Origin of the sequence: Psychrobacter sp. DAB_AL32B (genome assembly GCF_002224105.1) — a bacterium.
Lineage (GTDB): Bacteria > Pseudomonadota > Gammaproteobacteria > Pseudomonadales > Moraxellaceae > Psychrobacter.
Window position 1 is genome coordinate 15,784 of the sequence record NZ_NEXU01000021.1, and the last position, 20,671, is coordinate 36,454.

The following is a 20,671-nucleotide window of genomic DNA, read 5'->3' on the forward strand; positions in this document are numbered from 1 at the left end:
TAAATCGTCGCGTGCTAAAGAAGTCGCTAAAATGAACCACATTGTCGATGTTTTGAGCTTAAATTGGAATGGTTCAGCATTATTTATTTTATGATGACAGTGCGTAGAGCTATGGTCGATCCAATTTAAAAACCATAGTGTGCTACTGACATGAGTTTTTTGTAGCCTCTGCCACGCTTGTGAACAGCAGGTAAGAAATTTTTTGTGCAGTAGCAAGTAGCAAGTAGCACTACGCTATGATAGATGTCCCTTTGCTATTTTAAACAGACTATATATAAGCGAGTCACATCCTTACAGGAATGGCATTGGCGCAAACGCTGCTATTTGTTACTCTGTTTTCTGCTTATATGGTGAAATGCCATCTTAAAAAATCCACATTATTAAAGTACTTCAATAGCCGTTACTACTTTTAGCTTAGGTTTGCTTATGCTTCGACGTTCCTTATCAAAACGACAAATATCATTAATATCAACATCTGGATTGCAGCCACAAATGATGCGGTACTCTCTTATTGCTAGCACTTTAGTAACGGCGCTATTTGCCGTGCCAAGCGCCCAAGCAGCCAGCTGTAAAATTCCAAAAAGCTATTATAAAAATGTCTCTTGCACGGCGAGTAGGGGTTATTTTTTGGCAGTAAAAGACTTTGGTGCACCGGTAGCGCTCATCAATAGTCAAGGTAAGAGTCTCGTTGATTTATCGCGCTATCAAAAAGTTGATGCTGATAAAATATCTAGCGGTCTATTGCCGGTCATGCGAAATGGACATGTCGGTTATCTCAATATGCAAGGTCGTGAAGTGATTCCTGTGATGTACGATGCGCTAAGTGGCGGTCAAGGCTGGGCGCGCCCCGTATCTGAGGGTCGCATTGTAGTCAAACAGGGTGGCCATTATGGCGTTATTGACACCGCTAATAAGACTATAGTGCCGTTTTCAGCATCCATTAGTGACATTGATAATTATCGTGGCGGTATGGCTCGCGTGCGCAAAAATAAAGCGATCAGCTGGTTGGATAAAAGTGGCAACACTAAGAGCGACCCAAACAGCAGTGCTAATACTCAGTCACCTTCGAAAAAAGAAACTGCTAAGAATGTCAATAACGCCAATGCTTCAGAGCAGCGACCAGCGCCAGCAAGTCGTTTTACCACGCTACAGCCGCATCAACAAGACGGCAAATGGGGCTTTATTGACGATAATAATGTCAATATGATTACCTATTCGTTTGATGAGGCACGTGCATTTTCAGAAGGCTTAGCTGGCGTACGTATCAATGGAGAATGGGGTTTTATCAATCTGGGCGGCGAGCTTATGATTCCTTTTAGTTTTGATAATTTTAATAATTCTGATAATAAGAGCCTCAGTCTTGATAGCAGCTATAAAGACAAACCTTCATTTGTATTTTTAAATGGCAAAGCTTGGATTGGCAATTTAAAAAATGGTAATGAAATGTGTATTGATAAAGAAGGCGCTGCTATTGGTTGTGATTAGACTTTATGAGTAAGATTGAGTTTCAGTATAAAAAATAATCAGAAAGATTAGCAACAAAAAAGAGTGACAAGCCTATGAGTCATCGATAGGTTTGTCACTCTTTTTTTATAATTAGCTATTCAGCCAATAAGTTCAGACTGTAAAAAACTATTTGTCTAATAAGTGATTGCTAATCAAATCCATCATGTAAGGCTGATAATATTCAGGGATATCGTGAGCCATGCCTTCGATTAAATGAAATTTGGCATTAGGGATGGTCTTGGCAACTACCCGTCCTTGTGAGGAAGGCAGCAGACCGTCTGCGCTACCATGCAGCACGATCGTCGGTGCTTTGACTTGCTTGCTGAATCGGCTGATAGAGCCTGACGCTAAAATAGCATTCAGCTGTTGTACTGTACCAAGCGGATGAAAGTTACGTTGATAGCGTAGTTTGGCAATGTCACGCACCATTCGTACGTTTACATGTCCTGGCGTACCGACGGTCTTCATAAACCAGACACTATGACGTACAATATCGCGCTCAGAATGGCTCTCAGGACGATTAATCAGCGTGTATAACTGTTTGGGCTTGGGCGGCTTTAAAAAGGCGCGATTGGTGGTGGTAAACATCAACGCCATCCGCTGTATCAAACTTGGATAACGCGCCGCCACGATCTGCGCAATCATACCGCCCATAGAGGCGCCAAGTAGATGTGTTTTGCCAAGCTGTAATGCTTTGATTAAACGCGCTGTATCTTCTGCCATATCGGTTAAATTATAAGCAACTTGTGTACCCTTATTAGATAACCCAGTTTGCAGACGCATCATCATTTTTAGCTGACTGATACGGGGTAGACCGTCAATCTGTACCTTAGAGGACAAACCAATATCACGATTGTCAAAACGAATCACAAAAAAACCGGCATCAATAAGGCGCTTAATGAAGTTGTTTGGCCAAAATATCATTTGCGAGCCAAGTCCCATAATCATTAGTAATGGTGGGTTATTAGGGTTACCACCAGCCTCAACGCACAGCTCGATGCCATCACCAATATCTATCATTGCTTGATAAAGATGCTCGCTAAGATCTGAGGCGCGCCATTGGTGTTCGCCAAATTGTTGCCATTCAGGAGTAGGGTAGCTGCCTAGACTTTTCCCTGACGTTTCAGGCAAGTTAGCGCTATTGTTGATGTCGTTTGATTCTGTCATGAACTGTCCTATTTAAAAGGTCGTTGGCTTAAAATTCAAGCATCTCAAAATCAAGCTTGCCAACGCCGCATTCTGGGCATGTCCAATCATCAGGGATATCTTCCCATTTTGTGCCCGGTGCAATACCTTCTTCAGGACAGCCGAGTTCTTCGTCATATATCCAGCCGCAGACAATACATTCATAACGTTTCATAAATAGTCCTATCGATTATTACCAGTGTTACCGTACGTTTTTAAGTTGATATTAACTACACATCAAGAATGATTGCCGTCAATATGTAGACCGTAAAAACGCAGGTAGTTTAGCATATAACCGTCATTTTCATAGTTAAGTTTACACTTGTATATTGAGATTAATCAGCATTTATCAAGTCACTATGCCTGATTTTATTTACTTAAGCAGTGGTGTTTTTGCCCATCTCGGCGCAATATTAAAGCCGCTTATGATATAATTGCCGCCGCTAATTTTACAAATTCATCCGTCGTTGACCATTGTTATATCACCATCTAAGTCATAAAAGCTAAGGGTTATTATGAGCGCTAACACCGCCGTTACATCAGCTAATACCGCAACTGAGTCATCTAATACGCTCAATATCGATCATCCATTTTGGCAAATCATTCGCACAGTAGCAGACTTCCCGAAAGTCGGCATTGATTTTTATGATATTACACCGTTACTGCGCAGTCATATTAATGAAGTGATTGATGCGCTGCTTGCTGCACTGCCTGAAGGCGTAATGGACGAGGTAGATTGTTTGGGTGCGGTTGAAGCGCGTGGGTTTGTGTTTGCAAGTTTGCTGGCGGGTCGGTTGGGTAAGGGTATGATTTTGCTACGTAAACCCGGTAAGCTGCCGCCACCGGTCGCTAATAAAGCTTATGCCCTCGAGTACGGTAAAGACACGCTTGAGATGCAAAACAATCTGCCACCTGAGCGCGTCTTATTGGTCGATGATATATTAGCTACGGGCGGCACGCTCACCACCGCTTATGAGTTGTGTAAATCAGCCGGGCATACGGTAGTAGGTGCTTTGGTATTACTGGATTTGGTCGCTTTACACGGTGAATTTCCAGTGCCGGTTTATACGGTATTGAAGGCTTAGAAAGCTGAGTGTATAAAGTGAGTTTTACAGTATAAGAAAAAGCGCGCTGAACTCATTCAGCGCGCTTTTTTATGTCAGTCAGTTTTAAACCGTTTACTTAGTTTGCTCGTAATTCTTACAAGACTGTTCTACTAGCAGGCGACTAATCGTTTTTGGCGTAGTAATTTTGAAGTCTTTGGTGGTCAGTATTGGCTGTTCTGATTGCCAAGATTTTATAACCTTGTCATCAGCGGCATAGTTAACGTAAGCGCGCCTATAGTAACTGGCGTCCTTACAAGAGATGAGCCATTGTTGATCGCTATGATGAATATCCGCTTCTTTACTTTCTTTCTTTACGCCTTTAGCTATGTTTTTAGTAACACTTTTTTGTGTAGGATACGTCCTACGAATAGATACGGTGATATTTTCGACACTTTTTTCATCGATGATATTGATATCGGAGCTTTCAATAGAGTCCAAATCTAAGCTAAAAGTAGATCCAGTCTGACTGTCTGATACTTTTGACCAGTTTACTGCATGAGCACTAAGCGCAAGCGTACTACCTGCTAATATCACTGCTAGCCGTTTCATAATTCAGCCTTGCTTCTAGTTATTTGAGGTCGCCTATAATAGCCAACTTAATATTAGCAGGCAAATTTCTTTTATGACCTACCATTTCCACTGCTATAAAATCACCAATATTAATGATTGTTTATATTGATTAACGCTCAAGCTAGCTATGCGCTCAGATCAACACTTGATTTATTAAGTCTAGTCACGCATAGTCGCTAACATCGCCGCCAGCTCATCACGCGCACCAATAAAGCCATCAATACCCTTTGGTAATAAGTCTTGAGTCACCGTATCTTGCTGATAGGCTGTACTGAATTCTTCCGAGGTCAAGCTCACTCGAGTCATATCTGCCAAATCCATTGACATGCTTGGTGATAACTGACGAGTCACCTCTACATCCATCGCTGCCAGCTCATCGATAAGGTTTGGTGCTATGGTCAATAAATCGCAGCCTGCTAATGCTAGTATCTGCTCAGTCGAACGAAAGCTTGCGCCCATCACTTGAGTGTTGTAGCCATGCTGTTTGTAGTATTGATAAATAAGTTTAACAGATTGCACACCCATATCATCAGCAGCCGGCACATTTTGACGGTTTTGCTGGCGTTTTTGCCAATCTAAAATACGTCCAACAAAAGGCGAAATCAAAGTTACGCCTGCATCAGCACAAGCGATAGCTTGATGCTGACCGAATAACAATGTCAAATTGCAGTGAATATTCTGAGTTTCCAGATAGCGTGCCGCTTCAATACCTTGCCATGTCGCTGCCATCTTAATCAAGACGCGCTCTGAATCGATACCGGCTTTTTGATAAGCTTCCATAAACTCCAAAGCTTTATCAATCGTCGCTTGTGTGTCATAAGACAAACGTGCATCGACTTCCGTTGAGACGCGACCTTCAATCAAGGCTAGAATATCGCAACCAATCTGAATGGTCAGCTCATCAATCACGGCATCGATGTCATCTCGATGGCGACTCATGGCTTCTGAGAGCATCGCTTCATTATCAGGATTAATAAGTGCTTTGGTTATTAGGCTAGGATTGGTGGTCGCATCGATAGGTTTTAGGCGAGCAATGGCGGCAAGGTCGCCGGTATCAGCGACAATGGTGGTCATGGTGCGAAGCTGTTGTAATGCGCTCATCAGATATCCTTGGTATAGTCAATTAACGGTGTTATTTTCTTATTAATGGTTGTACTAGTACATAAACTTATGAGTACCATTAAACTGTAACATAGATTTGAACGTATGTTACCTGATAGTTTGAATGTGCTTAGCCCTTATATTATATAACTGTGCTAAGATTTATAGCAATTTGCAGGTTTACACTCATTTACGAATGGGCACTGTCCGTAGTTTTTGCTATAGTAGAGCCGGTCAGCTGTCTAGCTAGGCATTTACTAATTAATATATGGTTATCACAACACTCTGCTGGTATAAATTTTTCTCGCTTGCTGTGCGCTTCGCCAGACAGAGGCTTCAAAAAATTCATACCAGCAATACTGTATTCTGTTTAAAGTGAATCGACTATATAATAGTTAATGACGTGACTGTATCATTGAAGTGTTTTCTAAAAGAGACTTTCTAAAAGAAGCTTTTTAAAAGAGGTTTCCTAAAAAAACCAATGATGATACGTTAAATGTCACTTAGTGCTAAATATCTAGTATTAAATATCAAAAGTGTTTAAGTGTTTTTTAAATGAAATATGAAATATGAAATATCAAATATGTACTATTAATACAGTAGTTTTCAAAAAATAGTCATACTTAACAGTGATAAAATCTAAAAAAAGGATGGGCGGTAATGAGTGAGCAGTCACCAGAGCAAAACGTGGACAATCTAAATCAAACCAGCGTAGGCGCTAGCGATACCACAAACGAAAAAGAGTTTTTGGACAATATTCGCCAAAATATTGATGCAGTAGACTGCGAAATTCAGACACTGATTAATAACCGTGCCAAGCTGGCTCAGCAAGTGGCAGCGGTAAAGAAAAACCACATTGCCAATAATCCGACTGCCGATAATAGCAATCCTATCTTTTATCGCCCTGAGCGTGAAGCACAAGTGCTAAAAGCTGTGATGGCTCGTAATACCGGACCAATTGCCGATGAAAAAATGGCGCGCCTGTTCCGTGAGATCATGTCGGTATGCCTTGATTTAGAAGCACCGCAACGTATTGCTTTCTTAGGACCTGTCGGTACCTTTACCCATGCTGCTGCACTCAAACATTTTGGTAAAGCTGCCGATACCGTACCACTGACGACCATTACTGATGTATTCCGTGAAGTGGAAGCGGGCACAGCGATGTATGGCGTGGTGCCAGTTGAAAACTCATCAGAAGGCGTGGTCAATCATACGTTAGATGGCTTTTTATCTTCGACGTTAAAGATTATCGGCGAAGTTGAGCTGCCGATCCATCAAAACTTCTTGGTCGCCGAACATACTAAAATCGATGGTCTAAGCCGTATTTATTCGCATCAGCAATCATTAGCACAATGTCGTCATTGGCTCGATGTGAACTTTCCTAATGTTGAGCGTGTTGCCGTATCCAGCAACGGTGAAGCAGCGCGTCGCTTGAAAAACGAGTGGCATTCGGCGGCGATAGCTGGAGATGTGGCTGCTGCAGAATATGATTTGCATAAACTATATTCAAATATTGAAGACAATCCAAGCAATACCACGCGATTCTTAATCATTGGTCACGAAGCGGTCGCGCCATCAGGCCAAGATAAAACCTCGATTATGGTCTCAGCTCATGACAAAGCCGGTGCGCTTATCGAAATCTTAAAACCATTATCGTATCATGGCGTATCTATGACCAGTATCGAGACGCGTCCAGAGCGTCCTAATAAGTGGGCTTACGTCTTCTTTATCGATATGGATGGGCATATTCAAGACCCAAATGTTAGTGCTGCGATCGCTGATATCCGCCCATTGGTCAAAGATTTACGTATACTAGGTTCTTATCCAAAAGCCGTATTATAGCGATAACAAGATAACAAACAGCGGCCATTACTCAGTCAAGCGTCTTCGCCAATAATAGATGCGTTATCACATCTAAGGATAAATCATGCAGTCTACTCAATCGACAGAGTCCAATTTATCACCGCTAGTGCCTGCCTATGACAGTATTTTAGAGTTGGCACCTTATCAAACAGGAAAGCCGGTTGAAGAGTTGACGCGTGAATATGGTGTCTCAGATGTGGTAAAACTTGCTAACAATGAGAATCCGATAGGCTGCTCACCGCAAGTCACGCTAGCGATTACTGAGCAGTTGGGTCAGCTGGCACGTTATCCTGACGGCAATGGCTATTATCTGAAGCAAGCATTGGCTGATTTTAACGATGTTAATGTTAATCAAATCACCTTAGGTAATGGTTCTAATGATTTGCTTGATATCTTGGCGCGTAGTTTTGCCGGTGTTGATGATGCGATTGTTTATAGCCAGTATGCCTTTATCATTTATCCGATGTTGGCTAAAATGCAAGGTGCTATGGGCATTGAGGTAGCTGCTAATCGGTTTGGTCATGACCTAAAAGCCATGAGCCAAGCGGTTCATGATAATCCTGATGCTAAGATAGTATTTATCGCCAATCCTAATAACCCAACCGGTACGCAGCTTGAACATAAAGAGCTGCATGAATTTATGGTTAGTATACCAAGCTCAGTATTGGTAGTATTGGATGAAGCTTATATCGAATATAGTCCTGAGAGTAATAATCGGGCGCTGTTAGATGAATTTGATAATGTAGTCATCGTCCGCACCTTTTCTAAAGCCTATGGACTCGCCGGTCTGCGTGTTGGTTATGCGCTAAGCTCAGTTCCAGTAGCAGAGTTGCTCAATCGAATTCGTCAGCCATTTAACGTCAGCAGAGTGGCTCTAGCCGCTGCCGCTGCCGCACTTGCTGATCAAGATTTTATTGAAAAAGTTAGGTCAACTAACCAAGGGCAAATGCGCTGGTTAGAGAAACAGTTTGATGCGTTAGGCTTGGGCTTCATTAAATCACATGCCAACTTTGTTATGGTAGAAATAGAAGTTGAGATGGAGGACGTAACGGCTGCTGTGATTTACCAATCGTTATTAGAGCAAGGCGTTATAGTGCGTCCGCTGGATGCTTATGGCTTACCTAACTGGTTAAGGATTACCGTTGGGGTCGCAGAAGACAATACACGCCTTATTGATACTCTGCGTTCTATATTGACTGATGATTAAGATTGATTGATGATTAGGCTTAATGCTGTCAAACTCAAAATTGTTAAGTTAATACTTTTTAAGTGAAAGATAATTAAAATAATATGCAAAAAATAAATCAAACGGCAAGTTATCAAACAGTAGCTACCTCAAATCCATCTACTTTACAGCCATTATTCAATCAAGTTTGTGTGATAGGTTTGGGATTGATTGGTGCAAGTTTAGCGCAAGCCATCAAAGATAATGGTTTGAGTGAACGTTTAGTGGCAGTCGATAGGCATCTGCCAAGTATAGAAGAAGCGATTGCGCAAGGCTTACTAAATGCGGGCAGCGCTGTACTTAGCGATATTGTATCCGGCAGTGATTTAATCGTTATTGCTGTTCCAGTACAAGCGGTTCAGGCAGTATTTGTCGATATTAAAACGGCAATGGATAATGGTCAACTTGCCACTGATTGTATTATTACCGATGTTTGTAGCACCAAGGTCAATATCATTGAAGCCGCTAGGAACGTATTCGAAACATTGCCTATAGGGCTAGTACCTGCACATCCGATTGCCGGTGCTGAAAATTCAGGGTATCATGCTCGCCGCGCCAATTTATTTGCTAATCATAGCGTCATTATCTGTGAGCTATCAACAACCAGTAATGTAGCCATTAATAAGTTACGCCAGTTATGGGAAGCAGTGGGTGCCACTGTCATGCCGATGGCAGCTGAGCATCATGATTCGATATTGGCACATACCAGTCATTTACCACATCTACTCGCCTTTAATCTCGTTGAGCAATTGGCCAGTCACGATGACAATTTAGATATGTTTCGTTATGCTGCTGGTGGCTTTCGAGACTTTAGCCGTATTGCCGCCAGTGACCCGAAGATGTGGCACGATATATTTTTTGCCAATCAAGGCGCAATTGTCAGCGCTCTCGATGAGTACAGCGTCTACTTACAAACGATGCGCCAGCTTATCATTGATAAAGATTCAACCGCCCTGATGGGACTCTTGGGCCGCGCGCAAGCCGCACGGCGACATTTTGGCCATATGTTAGCCAGCACTCCTTATACGGATACCTCTGCTATGTCAGCTTCTTATAATATTTCACCAAGCAACACCGTGGTCGGCACTATCTCTATTCCGGGTGACAAATCAATCTCTCACCGTAGTATTATGCTTGGCAGTCTTGCAACAGGCGTGACTCATGTCACTGGATTTTTGGAAGGGGAAGATGCGTTAGCAACCTTGCAAGCTTTTCGTGATATGGGGGTGACTATTGAAGGACCTGATAACGGTAAACTGACCATTCACGGCGTGGGCATGAATGGTCTAAAACCCAGCAAGACGCCATTATATATGGGCAATTCTGGCACCAGTATGCGCCTATTGGCAGGTATCTTAGCTGCTCAAGCATTTGATAGTGTATTAACGGGTGATACCAGTCTTAATAAACGTCCGATGGAGCGCGTGGCAGCACCGTTACGCGAGATGGGCGCGGTTATTCAAAGTACTGGTCAACAGGGCACAGCACCTTTAAGTATTACTGGTCGTACGAATGTAGGCAAGCCGTTACAAGGTTTTGAGTATGATATGCCGGTAGCGTCGGCACAGGTTAAGTCGTGCTTATTGCTCGCAGGTCTTTGGGCAGAAGGAACCACGACGGTTGTCCAACCTGAAGTCAGCCGTGACCATACCGAGCGTATGTTATCGGCTTTTGGCTATCCAGTAACTGTCGATGGCAATCGCATCAGTGTTGAAGGTGGCGGTACATTAACAGGCGGTGATATCGCTGTACCTGCCGATATCTCCTCAGCGGCGTTCTTTATGGTGGCAGCCGCGATCAGCCAAGATAGCGAGCTGACGTTAACACAAGTTGGTATTAATCCGACACGTACGGGTATTATTGATATCTTAAAGTTGATGAATGCTGATATCAGCTTAAGTAATGAGACTTATGTTGGTGGTGAGCCAGTTGCTGATATCACGATTCGCAGCTCAAATTTGGTTGGCATTGAGATACCTGAAGCGTTAGTGCCTTTAGCGATTGATGAGTTTCCAGTATTGTTTATTGCGGCTAGCTGTGCGCAAGGTCGCACTGTTTTAACGGGTGCAAAAGAGCTGCGTGTTAAAGAGTCAGACCGTATTGCGGTCATGGCAGAAGGTTTACAAACGCTTGGTGTTGATTGTACGGTTACCGATGATGGTCTAATCATTGAAGGTAAAGGTATTGAAGGCAAGGGCAGTAAGGGCGATAGCAATGAAGTGAACAACAGCCAGCCTGTCTTTGGTGGCGGTCATATCGTTTCACACCATGATCACCGTATTGCGATGAGTTTTGCGGTTGCCAGCTTGCGTGCTTCTCAGCAGATTACCATTGAAGGTGTCGAAACGGTCAATACCAGCTTCCCAGGTTTTGCTGAGCTTGCCACTCAAATCGGTATGTCTATTGAAGTCAATAATAGCGTGATTTAGTTCTTCATCGAATATTAACTTGATTATTAGCTACATTGGTTGCCAAAGTTAACAAGATTGCTTGTTAATCGTTATATAAAATTTATTTCAAAACTGTTGTTGTCGTTAGCAATGTGTTCATGCAAATACAGGCATGAACACATTGCTTTTTACCTTGTATCCTACCGTAGTAACCCTGCGTCCTTGCCTATGAATTAATATCAATTGACATGAATAATTAAAATCAGGTGAGGGCGCGCTTTGCTCTAAAATAGTTGTTTCGTCTCATGACTACCCAGAATGTCGTCAAAAAATCAGTAGCTCCTATCAAAACGACCAGACGTGGTATTATTACCGCGCTGATCGCTTTTTCTATTTGGGGTATATTTCCATTATATTTTAAGCAACTATCGGCCTATGATGCGACCGAAATTATCGGTCATCGTATCATCTGGACATTTTTATGCCTGCTTGTCGTGCTTGTTGTTAGTAAGCGCTGGCAATGGATTGATACGCTTAAACAAAATCCAAAGTGGATAGCAATCACCTTTGTATCCGGTATTATTATCGCCATTAACTGGCTGACCTACGTTTGGGCGGTGAATGACGATCGTATCCTTGAAGCCAGTTTGGGTTATTTTATCGGGCCACTAGTAGGCGTGGCGTTATCGATGATTTTGTTTAAAGAGCGATTACGTACTCTACAATGGGTAGCAATTGGCTTCGCTCTATTATCTGTCGTTATTCAAGTGCTTATGATTGGTAGCTTGCCGTGGATATCTTTGATATTAGCGTTTAGTTTTAGTACTTATGGCACTATTCAGCGCCAAACACCGTTGACCGCTGTTGATGCGATGTTTGTCGAGACTGCGATGCTCGTACCCATTTGTATCTGGTGGTTTTGGCAGGCGGATGTGGTGAGTAGCCAGCTTAGCTTTTGGTTTACTCCAAATATTTGGCTACTGATGCTAGCAGGTCCGATCACTTTGATACCGTTATTGCTATTTAATAAATCCACCAAGCAGGTCGCTTATAGTATTCTTAGTTTTATGAACTATTTAACGCCGACCTTTATTTTCTTCTTAGCCGTATTTTATTATAAAGAGCCTTTTGACTTACACCGCTTAGCAGTATTTGGTTTAATTTGGTTTGGTCTGTTATTATTCAGTATTGACTTGTGGCGTCATCGTCCTAGCAAACAGCTAAAAGCAGCTCGCATGCATGATGAAAATTTACAGAATCATTAAGTTTAAAGTCTAATTATAAAAAACGTAGTCGATAAGGATAAAATGATGTTGCACACAGAGTCTGATGTGGTATTTGTAAAAGGTCTAAAAGTAGAGGCAGTGATTGGCGTTTACGATTGGGAGCGCGCAATAACTCAGCCAATATTGATTGATATCGCGCTTGAAACAGATATTAGTAAAGCTGCTGCGTCCGATGATGTAAATGACGCGCTTAATTATAAAGCCGTCTGCGATGACGTTAGCGCTTGGTGTCAAGAAATCAAAGCAGAGTTGCTTGAGCATTTGGCTGGGCAAATTGCAGATAGACTGCTTGCGAACTATTCTTGTCATAAATTGACTTTGAGCGTTGCTAAGCCTACCGCTATTAAACAGGCTGATGCAGTTGGCGTACAAATTACTCGCTATGCTAAAACTGCTGAAAACAAGCCTAATGACGCATAAAGGTTCATTCACTATGAATCTCGAAACGTTAAAAATAATTGCCCCTGAGCGGTTGCAACAGCAATCAGTGACGGCAGTATTATTAGCATTAGGTAGTAACTATCAGGCTGAAAAGCACTTACCGCGTGTCCGAGAAAGTCTAGCTGCGCTAGGGAAGATAAAGCTATCGACGGCTTTTAAAAATCCTGACTTTACCGCAACTGTCGAGCTGCCAAAACCTAACTATACCAATCAATGTATTTACCTATCTTTGACCTCGCCAGTAGCATTTGGGCAGCTGCAACAAACCTTTAAACAGTTTGAAAGTGATTGTGAGAGACAGCGTTTGATAGAAACGCAAACAGCTATCAAACAAGTGACGATGGATATTGATATCTTGCTGATAAAGCTATCTAATAATAAAAATAGCCTAAGCAATAAAAATATGTCTGAATGGATAATGATGGCGGATCGTTATCCATTTAAAGCGCATGAGAGTGCGGGGATAGAGGAATTGATAGCAGGAAGCGGAACTGATTGTTAGGAAATAAGTTAGGCAAACGCTTAGCCCGTATATCACCACTTCTAAAGCTTTGAAAGGTGCTGTTTATGTACAACAGAATATTGAGTTTTTGTTTTAAAGAGGTGGGTAGCCAAAAATTTTTCGAGAAGGATTTAGGCTTAGATCAAGTGCTTAGAGAACACTTTATCGATATTCTTACGCAAGCTGCCGCCGCAGAGTTTTATGCTTGGCGTAGCAGCGTTCAGGGACGATTAGCTGAAATCATTATATTAGACCAATTTTCACGCAATATTTACCGCAATACGCCAAACGCCTTTTCTCAAGACCCTATGGCATTGGCCTTAGCTCAAGAAGCGGTAGCAGCTGGCATACTACAAGAACTAGAAATTGTGGATGAGCGCAAGTTTATTTTGATGCCTTATATGCATAGCGAATCAAAGTTAATTCACCAACAAGCTGAGCTGTTATTTAAAAAATTTACTAATGAAGAAATATACGAGTCTGAGATCAAACATAAAGTCATCGTTGATCGCTTTGGTCGTTACCCACACCGGAATGAAATTTTGGGGCGGACTTCAACTGTCGAAGAAGTAGAGTTCTTAAAGCAACCCAATTCATCGTTTTAAGCAGACTGTCTAGGGTATCATCATTCATGCTATGGACAGGACGGTTCAGTAAGTGAGTCATTCAAATATAATATTAATTTTTAAGGCTAAAAGGATTCTATAGTCATGTCAAAAATTAAAATCCGAAGAGCGTATACAGAAAAGGGAAAGGATGATGGATACTGTATATTAGTAGACCGTTTATGGCCGAGAGGCATAAAAAAAGAGAACCTAAGTTATAGCTGGTGGCCAAAAGATATTGCACCCTCAGATAAACTGAGGAAATCCTTTGATCATGATGAAGACAAGTTTAGTGACTTTAAACAATCCTATAAAAAAGAATTAGAAGATAATGATCTTAAAGATGAGTTTCTAGACAAAGTGAAATACCAGCTTAATAAGCACAATGTTACCTTTATTTATGGTGCAAAAGACGAAGAGCACAATCAAGCGGTAGTATTGAAAGAATGGGTTGAAGAAAAAATAAACTGATAAAGAGGGTTTCCTGTTTCTATTATCAAAAAACCCGAAGCCATTTATAACCATTGGCTTCGGGTTTTTAGTTTGAGACCTTAATGCTTTTAGGATTGCGTATACTACTCAGCAACTAAAATCTAGTTCTACTTTAACTCAGCGCCTGCATCATGCATATCTTTTTGTCCAATCACATCCAAATCCTCTAAGCATAATTTATCGTATTCCTTTTTGCAAAAATCAGGATCGATTTTACACATTGCTGCCTGCAGTTGATCCAAACGGTTTTCTGACTGCTGAATATGCTCGAGCATTTTAGCAAAAGCTTCAGCGACTGGGTCTTGTGAATAGGGGTCGATACCATAAGCCTGAAAAGCGGTGTCACGTGCTGAGCTCTGTGTGCTTGTCTCTGGCTCATCTTTAGAGCTATTGCTTTGCTCTGTATTATTGATTGTAGCGGCTGCTTTTATGACGCTTTCTTGTTGCTTGGCGTCATCGACTTTTTTTACAATAGGATTGCCTTTTTCGTCGTGATGATCGGATATCATGCGCGCTGCACTGCCGACCATGGTTGCGCCTGCTGGCACAGGTTTGACAACGACCGCATTTGAGCCAATCTTGGCGTTTTTACCAACAGTAAATGGCCCTAATACTTTTGCACCCGCACCTACCGTTACGCCATCTTCTAATGTTGGGTGGCGCTTGCCGTTATTTTGTGAGACGCCGCCAAGAGTCACACCGTGATACAAGGTGACATCATTACCAATCTCGGCGGTCTCACCAATGACGACACCAACGCCATGATCAATAAAAAATCGTCTACCGATTTTGGCAGCAGGATGAATCTCAATGCCAGTGATGATACGCGAGCCATAAGAGATAACACGGGCAGCCAGTTTTTGCTCATTTTGCCAAAGACAATGGGCCCCGCGATGTAAAATAAGGGCGTGGATACCAGGATAGGTCAAAATAACTTCTAAGCTATTACGCGCGGCAGGATCGCGAGTAAATACCGCATCGATATCTTCTTTTAAATCTTTTTTGATGCGCGCAAGCGATTTGAAAAAATTGGTTGGCAATGACATAAATCATCCTATCGTATTTTTTATTACAATCTCTTTAGTTATAGCAGCTTTGCATCATAAAACATAGCAATGGGCTATAAATAAAAACAGATTGCCTATAGATATAAAAACCAATCATTAGCTTTTGTATCTATAGGCGCTCGTTTCTGATTTAGCTATCGCTAGTAATATATTTTAGCAGCTCTACAACCTGCTCAGGTGTTTGCGCCCATGCCATTGCCGCCGCGTCCACTTCTTTTAGCGGATGGATAATATCCTCAGCATGTAGCGTGATATACGGCTTACCTAAAGCGGCGCAATATCCCGCGTCAAATGCAGCGTTCCACTGCTTGTATTTATCACCAAACCGAATGATAGCAATGTCACATTTTTGAATCATGTTTTTGGTACGAATCGCATTAACCTTTGATGACTGATGATCGCGCCAGAATCCATTGTCATTTTTACCTAACACGTCACCGGCCGCATCGCTGGCTTCGTGTTCAGTTACTGCTGATGTGAACTTAATATCAAGACCACGTTCTGTAGCACCTTGCATGATTTTCTGACGCCAGTCGCTGTGTATTTCTCCAGACAAATAAACGGTCCAATTCATAGTAAACTCCTTTTTAGTATTAAATACTGGTTATTATTAAATTCAGAGCAACTGCTAATTAGTTGCTGCTGTTGTTCGATTCATAAAAAATAATAGTAATCAAATAATGTGCGTGGTTTTCGGCAGTATATCAGCCGCAGTCTAGGGTAAAAAAACCGACGTACCACGAATTGTAGCTAAATATTAGTCTTTTGCAAGTTTGGCAATCAAGGCGCTTAATAGCTGGTATTCTTTTTGATCGAGCTGAATACGTGATCCCAGTCGAGATAGGCGTGATGGCAGTGATTTTAAATGTTCACTGTCTGCCAGACCACGCTGAACCATCAAAGCGGTAGTACGCTCAGTAAGTTGTTGCAGTTGTTGTTGGGTGATAGCAGGCTCATCCCATTGTTGGCGTACGTAAGTATTGAGCGTTGAGTGCTCTGCTGCTTCTGCCTTATCAATCATGCCTAATTTATCAGTATCAGCGTTGATGTGCGTTTGCGTATAAGCAAAAATAAAGCTGGCAATCACTTGCACGGCTGAGGCGACATTGAGCACTGGATAAGCAGGGTTGGCATCTATTTGAATATGATAATCGGCGTACGCCAATTCTTCATTGGTCAAACCACGGTCTTCACGGCCGAATAAGATAGCGATATTTGGTTGGTTAGTAGTGTGAGCGGTTTGATTATCAGTAGTACTCTTGGTTGTATCGAGAGCAATCTGTTTATCAATAAAATCCAGCATGATTTTGGCCGCTTGTGTGGGTGTCACCACAGGGCGCGGCAAATGACGACTGCGACTACTGGCAGCAAATACCAACTGACAATTTCCGATAGCAGACTCTAGCGTCGGTGTTATGATTGCGGATGACAATAAATCACTACCCCCTGCGGCATGAGAAATACTGGTTTCATCAATCGGCAATTTAGGATTAACGACTGTCAATCGTGACAAGCCCATAGTGTGCATCGCTCTTGCTGCTGAGCCAATATTGGCGGGCAGGGTAGTATTAACCATGACCACTTGTAAACAAGTCAAATAATCGTTCGCTGTATGACTTAGCGTTGACGCTGCCGGTGATGCTAGAAATGATGACACGTCGTTACTCATTGTTGCCCCAAGCGCTGGTTGATTTCTTGTTCAGCACGTTGTAATGCGATTGCGATGTCTTCAACGAGTTCAGCGTGCTCACTGATAGTATTAGCGCGACAAGCTTCTTGTAATTGACTGCTAAGGCTCACCAATTGTGTCGTGCCTAAGTTGGCACTGGCACCTTTTAATGCATGAGCAAGCTCAAAGCCATTAGCGTTATCTTCTTCTTGTTGAGCGGTTCTTAGTTGTGTGATGCGGTGCTGACAGTCAGTAAAATAGACTTGTATTAAATCAGCAAAGTCTTCTTCTAATAAGTCGCGCATGTCTTCAAACTGCTCGTTATTGATAATCTCATCATCAATCTTGGCGGTTGTATTGTTATTGATAATCTCAGCCATGGTTATGTGTCCAATAGAATAAAGTTGAAGCAGGAAAGTTAACTATAATGAATTTTTTAATACGAATGAACCTGCTAAATGTACTGAAAACGTTAGCTGTAATGAAAGTGTAAGTTGTTTTCACTAATCATACTTTTCAGCTGCTGTAAATTATCATCGCTCGGATAGACGCGCCAATGCTCGGATAATCCTACATTGGCAATGCCATATTCTTCATAAATACTGAGTCCAAGCGGCAGACAGTTATCATTGATCGAAGCGTCTGTATTGCTAAGAGCATGATTGGCATAGCTTTGTTCAGAAACGCTTTGATTAGCACTGTTTTGATAAATAGAATCTTGATTCATATCGTTTTCAAGAGCCAATAAATCGTTACCATCTTCATCATATAAGCTGCCACCCATAGCAGGATCGTAAGCACCATTGTTACTGTTGTTAATATGGCTACCTTGCTCGTCCTGATCGTTATCATAAGACAGTTTTGGTGCAGGAATAATGCTGGCTTGTGCAGACTTGAGTAATGGTTGCAGGCGTGTCAACAGGGTAATATCGCTACCATGGACTTTAATGCTGATTTTCTTCAGCCATCTTAGGCGTGCATCAACCATACTCATGGCATTATCAAGGCGCGCAAATAGGCGTCCATCACGCTCACGAATACTGCCTTTAATAATGACGACTTCATCGACTTTTAATTGCTCTTTGACACGGTTAAAGCGCTCAGCATAGCAGCTGACTTCTAATCTTGACGTACCGTCATCCAAGATAATAACGTTACGATTACCGAAGTTAGCGATATCGATAATCAATCCGGCAAAATAACAGCTGCCGTTGTAGCCGGTATCAGCTAACTTATCGAGACGTGCGCCTGAGGTATAACGTTTTAGCTCATCTAAATACTCATTAATTGGGTGTCCGGTCAGGTATAGTCCCAAGGTATTCTTTTCAGCTTTTAAGCGATGCTTATCACCCCAAATCAGCTCTGGAGTCATCACTAAAGGCGGCGCAGCGACGATACCGTCCATCTCACCAAACAAATCCATCATGCCGATCTCGCGGTTTTGACGGTCTTGCTCAGCGGCTTGTACTGCGCTTGGCAATTGACTCATTAATGCACCGCGAATCTCGTAAGCTTCGTCAGCTGGCAAGTCAGGTCGTAAAGTAGCGGCGAAGTCATCAAAGCAGCCAGCACTTACTAATGCCTCAAGGGTGCGCTTGTTGACTTTTTTGATATCGACACGGCGGCAAAAATCATATAAATCTTTGAAATAGCCATCGCGGCGGCGCGCTTCTACAATAGATTCAACCGCACCTTCACCAACGCCTTTAATCGCACCCAAGCCATAAATGATATTGGTCGCGGTATCAGCGACAAAATGCCATTCACTACGGTTAACCGATGGGTTAACCACGGTTAGATCGAAGTTTTCACGGCAATCATTGATAAAGAACACCACGTTATCGGTGTTGTTCATATCCGAAGTTAGTACTGCTGCCATAAACTCAGCAGGGTAGTATTGTTTTAAATAGGCCGTCTGATAAGCCAGCACGCCATAAGCGGCAGAATGCGAGCGGTTAAAGCCGTAACCGGCGAATTTCTCCATCAAATCAAACACGCCGCCTGAAGTGGCTTCATCGATACCTTGTGAGGTTGCACCAGTAATGAAGATGTCGCGCTGCTTAGCCATCTCTTCAGGCTTTTTCTTACCCATAGCGCGGCGGAGCATATCAGCACCACCTAAGCTATAGCCAGCCATTACCTGCGAGATTTGCATCACTTGTTCTTGATAGACGATAACGCCGTTGGTGTTTTCTAAAATTGGCTCAAGATTGGGATGGTCATAAATGACTTCTTCGCGACCATGCTTACGGTCGATATACATCTCTACCATGCCCGCATCGAGCGGACCTGGGCGATACAGCGCACACATAGCGATAACGTCTTCGATATTGGTTGGTTGCAACTTGGCAAGATACTTTTTCATGCCCATACTTTCTAACTGAAAGACGGCAGTGGTTTTGGCGTCTTGCAAGAGCTTATAAGCTCTAGCGTCATCTAATGGTAAGTCTTCTAATACCAACGCCTCTTTGTTCTCTTTAGCACGGCGCTTATTGATATTTTCAACGGCGGCACTAATGACCGTTAAGTTACGCAGACCCAAAAAGTCAAACTTTACCAGACCAACTGCTTCAACGTCATCTTTATCAAATTGACTGACACGGTGTCCTTCATCATCACAATAAATGGCACTAAAATCGGTGATTTTATGCGGGGCAATCAATACACCACCAGCATGCTTACCAACGTTCCGGCAAATGCCTTCAAGCTTAATGGCCATCTCCCACACTTCAGTGGCATCTTCATAATCCATATTATCAGGATTGGAGATTAAGTCTTTTAACTGCGGCTCTTGTTCAAGCGCTTGACTGAGCGTAATACCGGGTGTCTTAGGTATCAGTTTGGACATTTTGCTGGCAAGGAAATACGATTTACTTTGCGCGCGCGCGACGTCACGTACCACAGCTTTTGCGGCCATAGTACCAAAGGTAATGATTTGCGATACCGCTTCTCGGCCGTAAGTTTGAGCCACATAATCAATCACACGATCACGTCCTTCAATACAAAAGTCAATATCGAAATCGGGCATGGATACGCGCTCAGGGTTTAAGAAGCGCTCAAACAATAAGTCGTAATGGATAGGGTCAAGATCAGTAATATTTAGCGCATAAGCAACGAGCGAGCCAGCACCGGAACCACGACCCGGACCAACAGGCACGCCATTGGCTTTAGCCCAGCGGATAAAGTCCATGACGATTAAGAAGTAACCGGGGAAGCCCATTGATAGAATAATCTTTAGCTCATACTCTAGACGTTCATCATATCTTTGGCGAATATCGCTCCAGTTATCACTACGCGCTTCCATAGGAAATAGCTTTTCTAAACGATGTTCAAGTCCGCGCTGCGATTCTAAGCGAAAGAAAGACTCGGTGGTTTCACCTACAGGTACGGGAAACTCTGGCAGTACGTGTATACCAAGTGTCAAAGTCACATTACAGCGCGTTGCTAAGCGCAAAGTATTATCGATAACCTGTGGGATATCGGCAAATAATTGCTGCATTTGCGCTTGAGTTTTAAGATATTGCTCATCGGAATAAGTTTGCGGACGATTTTGGTCTGCAAGTACGTAGGAGCCAGCAATACAAACCCGCGCTTCATGAGCATCGAAATCATCTTGCTCTAAAAACCGTACGTCGTTATGCAATAATAGGTATATTATGTTTA

The 20,671-nt window shown here is 42.5% G+C and carries 19 protein-coding genes; 10 read left to right on the forward strand and 9 right to left on the reverse strand.

Features of this window, described 5'->3' with window-relative positions; translation table 11 throughout:
• The first annotated feature begins 492 nt into the window (after positions 1 to 492).
• Entirely contained in the window at positions 493 to 1,485 is a 993-nt protein-coding gene (locus tag CAN34_RS03090; RefSeq protein WP_254423060.1) for a WG repeat-containing protein, read from the forward strand.
• Positions 1,486 to 1,632: 147 nt separating this feature from the next.
• Here the strand turns inward: CAN34_RS03090 and CAN34_RS03095 are convergent, their stop codons facing one another.
• Both CAN34_RS03095 and CAN34_RS03100 read right to left on the reverse strand, forming a co-directional pair.
• Positions 1,633 to 2,673: an alpha/beta fold hydrolase gene (locus CAN34_RS03095; protein WP_089554404.1), complete on the reverse strand. Its 1,041-nt coding sequence runs from the start codon at positions 2,671 to 2,673 to the stop codon at positions 1,633 to 1,635.
• Between the two features lie 28 nt (positions 2,674 to 2,701).
• Positions 2,702 to 2,866, reverse strand: a complete 165-nt coding sequence (locus tag CAN34_RS03100; protein ID WP_068406924.1) for a rubredoxin — start codon at positions 2,864 to 2,866, stop codon at positions 2,702 to 2,704.
• Positions 2,867 to 3,206: 340 nt separating this feature from the next.
• On the opposite strand from CAN34_RS03100, the gene CAN34_RS03105 reads away from it, so the two are divergent.
• On the forward strand, positions 3,207 to 3,776 hold the full coding sequence (locus tag CAN34_RS03105) for an adenine phosphoribosyltransferase (RefSeq protein WP_089554405.1): 570 nt from the start codon (positions 3,207 to 3,209) through the stop codon (positions 3,774 to 3,776).
• A 93-nt stretch (positions 3,777 to 3,869) separates the two neighbouring features.
• Here CAN34_RS03105 and CAN34_RS03110 read toward each other — a convergent pair whose 3' ends face one another.
• Together CAN34_RS03110 and CAN34_RS03115 are read right to left on the reverse strand one after the other, a co-directional pair.
• The gene (locus CAN34_RS03110) at positions 3,870 to 4,346 is read right to left on the reverse strand and encodes a hypothetical protein (protein WP_089554406.1); all 477 of its coding nucleotides are present in this window, start codon (positions 4,344 to 4,346) and stop codon (positions 3,870 to 3,872) included.
• Positions 4,347 to 4,526: 180 nt separating this feature from the next.
• Entirely contained in the window at positions 4,527 to 5,468 is a 942-nt protein-coding gene (locus tag CAN34_RS03115; protein ID WP_089554407.1) for a transaldolase, read from the reverse strand.
• 660 nt (positions 5,469 to 6,128) lie between these two features.
• Here CAN34_RS03115 and pheA point away from each other — a divergent pair.
• The 8 genes from pheA (at position 6,129) to CAN34_RS03155 (ending at position 14,251) form a co-directional block, all read left to right on the forward strand.
• The gene (gene pheA, locus CAN34_RS03120; protein WP_089554408.1) at positions 6,129 to 7,310 is read left to right on the forward strand and encodes a prephenate dehydratase; all 1,182 of its coding nucleotides are present in this window, start codon (positions 6,129 to 6,131) and stop codon (positions 7,308 to 7,310) included.
• 85 nt (positions 7,311 to 7,395) lie between these two features.
• Positions 7,396 to 8,538: a histidinol-phosphate transaminase gene (gene hisC, locus CAN34_RS03125; protein WP_089554409.1), complete on the forward strand. Its 1,143-nt coding sequence runs from the start codon at positions 7,396 to 7,398 to the stop codon at positions 8,536 to 8,538.
• A gap of 83 nt (positions 8,539 to 8,621) precedes the next feature.
• A complete protein-coding gene (locus CAN34_RS03130) occupies positions 8,622 to 10,985 on the forward strand; it encodes a bifunctional prephenate dehydrogenase/3-phosphoshikimate 1-carboxyvinyltransferase (protein WP_089554410.1) in 2,364 nt (787 codons plus the stop codon).
• A 266-nt stretch (positions 10,986 to 11,251) separates the two neighbouring features.
• Entirely contained in the window at positions 11,252 to 12,211 is a 960-nt protein-coding gene (gene rarD / locus CAN34_RS03135) for an EamA family transporter RarD (protein WP_089554411.1), read from the forward strand.
• A gap of 45 nt (positions 12,212 to 12,256) precedes the next feature.
• A complete protein-coding gene (folB, locus tag CAN34_RS03140) occupies positions 12,257 to 12,652 on the forward strand; it encodes a dihydroneopterin aldolase (RefSeq protein ID WP_079691883.1) in 396 nt (131 codons plus the stop codon).
• A 13-nt stretch (positions 12,653 to 12,665) separates the two neighbouring features.
• Positions 12,666 to 13,175 (forward strand): 2-amino-4-hydroxy-6-hydroxymethyldihydropteridine diphosphokinase, encoded by a 510-nt coding sequence (locus CAN34_RS03145; protein WP_254423061.1) that lies wholly within the window; start codon positions 12,666 to 12,668, stop codon positions 13,173 to 13,175.
• A gap of 65 nt (positions 13,176 to 13,240) precedes the next feature.
• Positions 13,241 to 13,780: a DUF924 family protein gene (locus tag CAN34_RS03150; RefSeq protein WP_089554413.1), complete on the forward strand. Its 540-nt coding sequence runs from the start codon at positions 13,241 to 13,243 to the stop codon at positions 13,778 to 13,780.
• Positions 13,781 to 13,885: 105 nt separating this feature from the next.
• The gene (locus tag CAN34_RS03155) at positions 13,886 to 14,251 is read left to right on the forward strand and encodes a DUF488 domain-containing protein (protein ID WP_089554414.1); all 366 of its coding nucleotides are present in this window, start codon (positions 13,886 to 13,888) and stop codon (positions 14,249 to 14,251) included.
• Positions 14,252 to 14,379: 128 nt separating this feature from the next.
• Here the strand turns inward: CAN34_RS03155 and cysE are convergent, their stop codons facing one another.
• The 5 genes from cysE to dnaE all read right to left on the reverse strand — a co-directional run.
• Positions 14,380 to 15,318 (reverse strand): serine O-acetyltransferase, encoded by a 939-nt coding sequence (cysE, locus tag CAN34_RS03160; protein WP_079691879.1) that lies wholly within the window; start codon positions 15,316 to 15,318, stop codon positions 14,380 to 14,382.
• Positions 15,319 to 15,469: 151 nt separating this feature from the next.
• Positions 15,470 to 15,913 carry a YtoQ family protein gene (locus CAN34_RS03165; RefSeq protein WP_089554415.1) on the reverse strand — a complete coding sequence of 148 codons (444 nt, stop codon included), beginning with the start codon at positions 15,911 to 15,913 and terminating at the stop codon, positions 15,470 to 15,472.
• 183 nt (positions 15,914 to 16,096) lie between these two features.
• Positions 16,097 to 17,008, reverse strand: coding sequence for an RNA methyltransferase (locus CAN34_RS03170; protein ID WP_089554416.1), 912 nt, complete (start codon positions 17,006 to 17,008; stop codon positions 16,097 to 16,099).
• Positions 17,005 to 17,388, reverse strand: a complete 384-nt coding sequence (locus tag CAN34_RS03175) for an Hpt domain-containing protein (protein WP_089554417.1) — start codon at positions 17,386 to 17,388, stop codon at positions 17,005 to 17,007. The genes CAN34_RS03170 and CAN34_RS03175 overlap by 4 nt, the downstream gene beginning before the upstream one ends.
• A gap of 92 nt (positions 17,389 to 17,480) precedes the next feature.
• On the reverse strand, positions 17,481 to 20,671 hold a 3,191-nt coding region (dnaE, locus tag CAN34_RS03180), incomplete at its 5' end, for a DNA polymerase III subunit alpha (RefSeq protein WP_089554418.1).

Coding starts and splice junctions, on each gene's coding strand:
- CAN34_RS03130 (WP_089554410.1), top strand. CDS start 8,622: ATGCAAAAAATAAATCAAACGGCAAGTTATCAAACAGTAGCTACCTCA.
- CAN34_RS03165 (WP_089554415.1), bottom strand. CDS start 15,913: ATGAATTGGACCGTTTATTTGTCTGGAGAAATACACAGCGACTGGCGT.
- CAN34_RS03155 (WP_089554414.1), top strand. CDS start 13,886: ATGTCAAAAATTAAAATCCGAAGAGCGTATACAGAAAAGGGAAAGGAT.
- CAN34_RS03100 (WP_068406924.1), bottom strand. CDS start 2,866: ATGAAACGTTATGAATGTATTGTCTGCGGCTGGATATATGACGAAGAA.
- CAN34_RS03095 (WP_089554404.1), bottom strand. CDS start 2,673: ATGACAGAATCAAACGACATCAACAATAGCGCTAACTTGCCTGAAACG.
- cysE (WP_079691879.1), bottom strand. CDS start 15,318: ATGTCATTGCCAACCAATTTTTTCAAATCGCTTGCGCGCATCAAAAAA.
- CAN34_RS03090 (WP_254423060.1), top strand. CDS start 493: ATGATGCGGTACTCTCTTATTGCTAGCACTTTAGTAACGGCGCTATTT.
- CAN34_RS03110 (WP_089554406.1), bottom strand. CDS start 4,346: ATGAAACGGCTAGCAGTGATATTAGCAGGTAGTACGCTTGCGCTTAGT.
- CAN34_RS03105 (WP_089554405.1), top strand. CDS start 3,207: ATGAGCGCTAACACCGCCGTTACATCAGCTAATACCGCAACTGAGTCA.
- CAN34_RS03170 (WP_089554416.1), bottom strand. CDS start 17,008: ATGAGTAACGACGTGTCATCATTTCTAGCATCACCGGCAGCGTCAACG.
- pheA (WP_089554408.1), top strand. CDS start 6,129: ATGAGTGAGCAGTCACCAGAGCAAAACGTGGACAATCTAAATCAAACC.
- CAN34_RS03175 (WP_089554417.1), bottom strand. CDS start 17,388: ATGGCTGAGATTATCAATAACAATACAACCGCCAAGATTGATGATGAG.
- CAN34_RS03145 (WP_254423061.1), top strand. CDS start 12,666: ATGAATCTCGAAACGTTAAAAATAATTGCCCCTGAGCGGTTGCAACAG.
- rarD (WP_089554411.1), top strand. CDS start 11,252: ATGACTACCCAGAATGTCGTCAAAAAATCAGTAGCTCCTATCAAAACG.
- CAN34_RS03115 (WP_089554407.1), bottom strand. CDS start 5,468: ATGAGCGCATTACAACAGCTTCGCACCATGACCACCATTGTCGCTGAT.
- hisC (WP_089554409.1), top strand. CDS start 7,396: ATGCAGTCTACTCAATCGACAGAGTCCAATTTATCACCGCTAGTGCCT.
- CAN34_RS03150 (WP_089554413.1), top strand. CDS start 13,241: ATGTACAACAGAATATTGAGTTTTTGTTTTAAAGAGGTGGGTAGCCAA.
- folB (WP_079691883.1), top strand. CDS start 12,257: ATGTTGCACACAGAGTCTGATGTGGTATTTGTAAAAGGTCTAAAAGTA.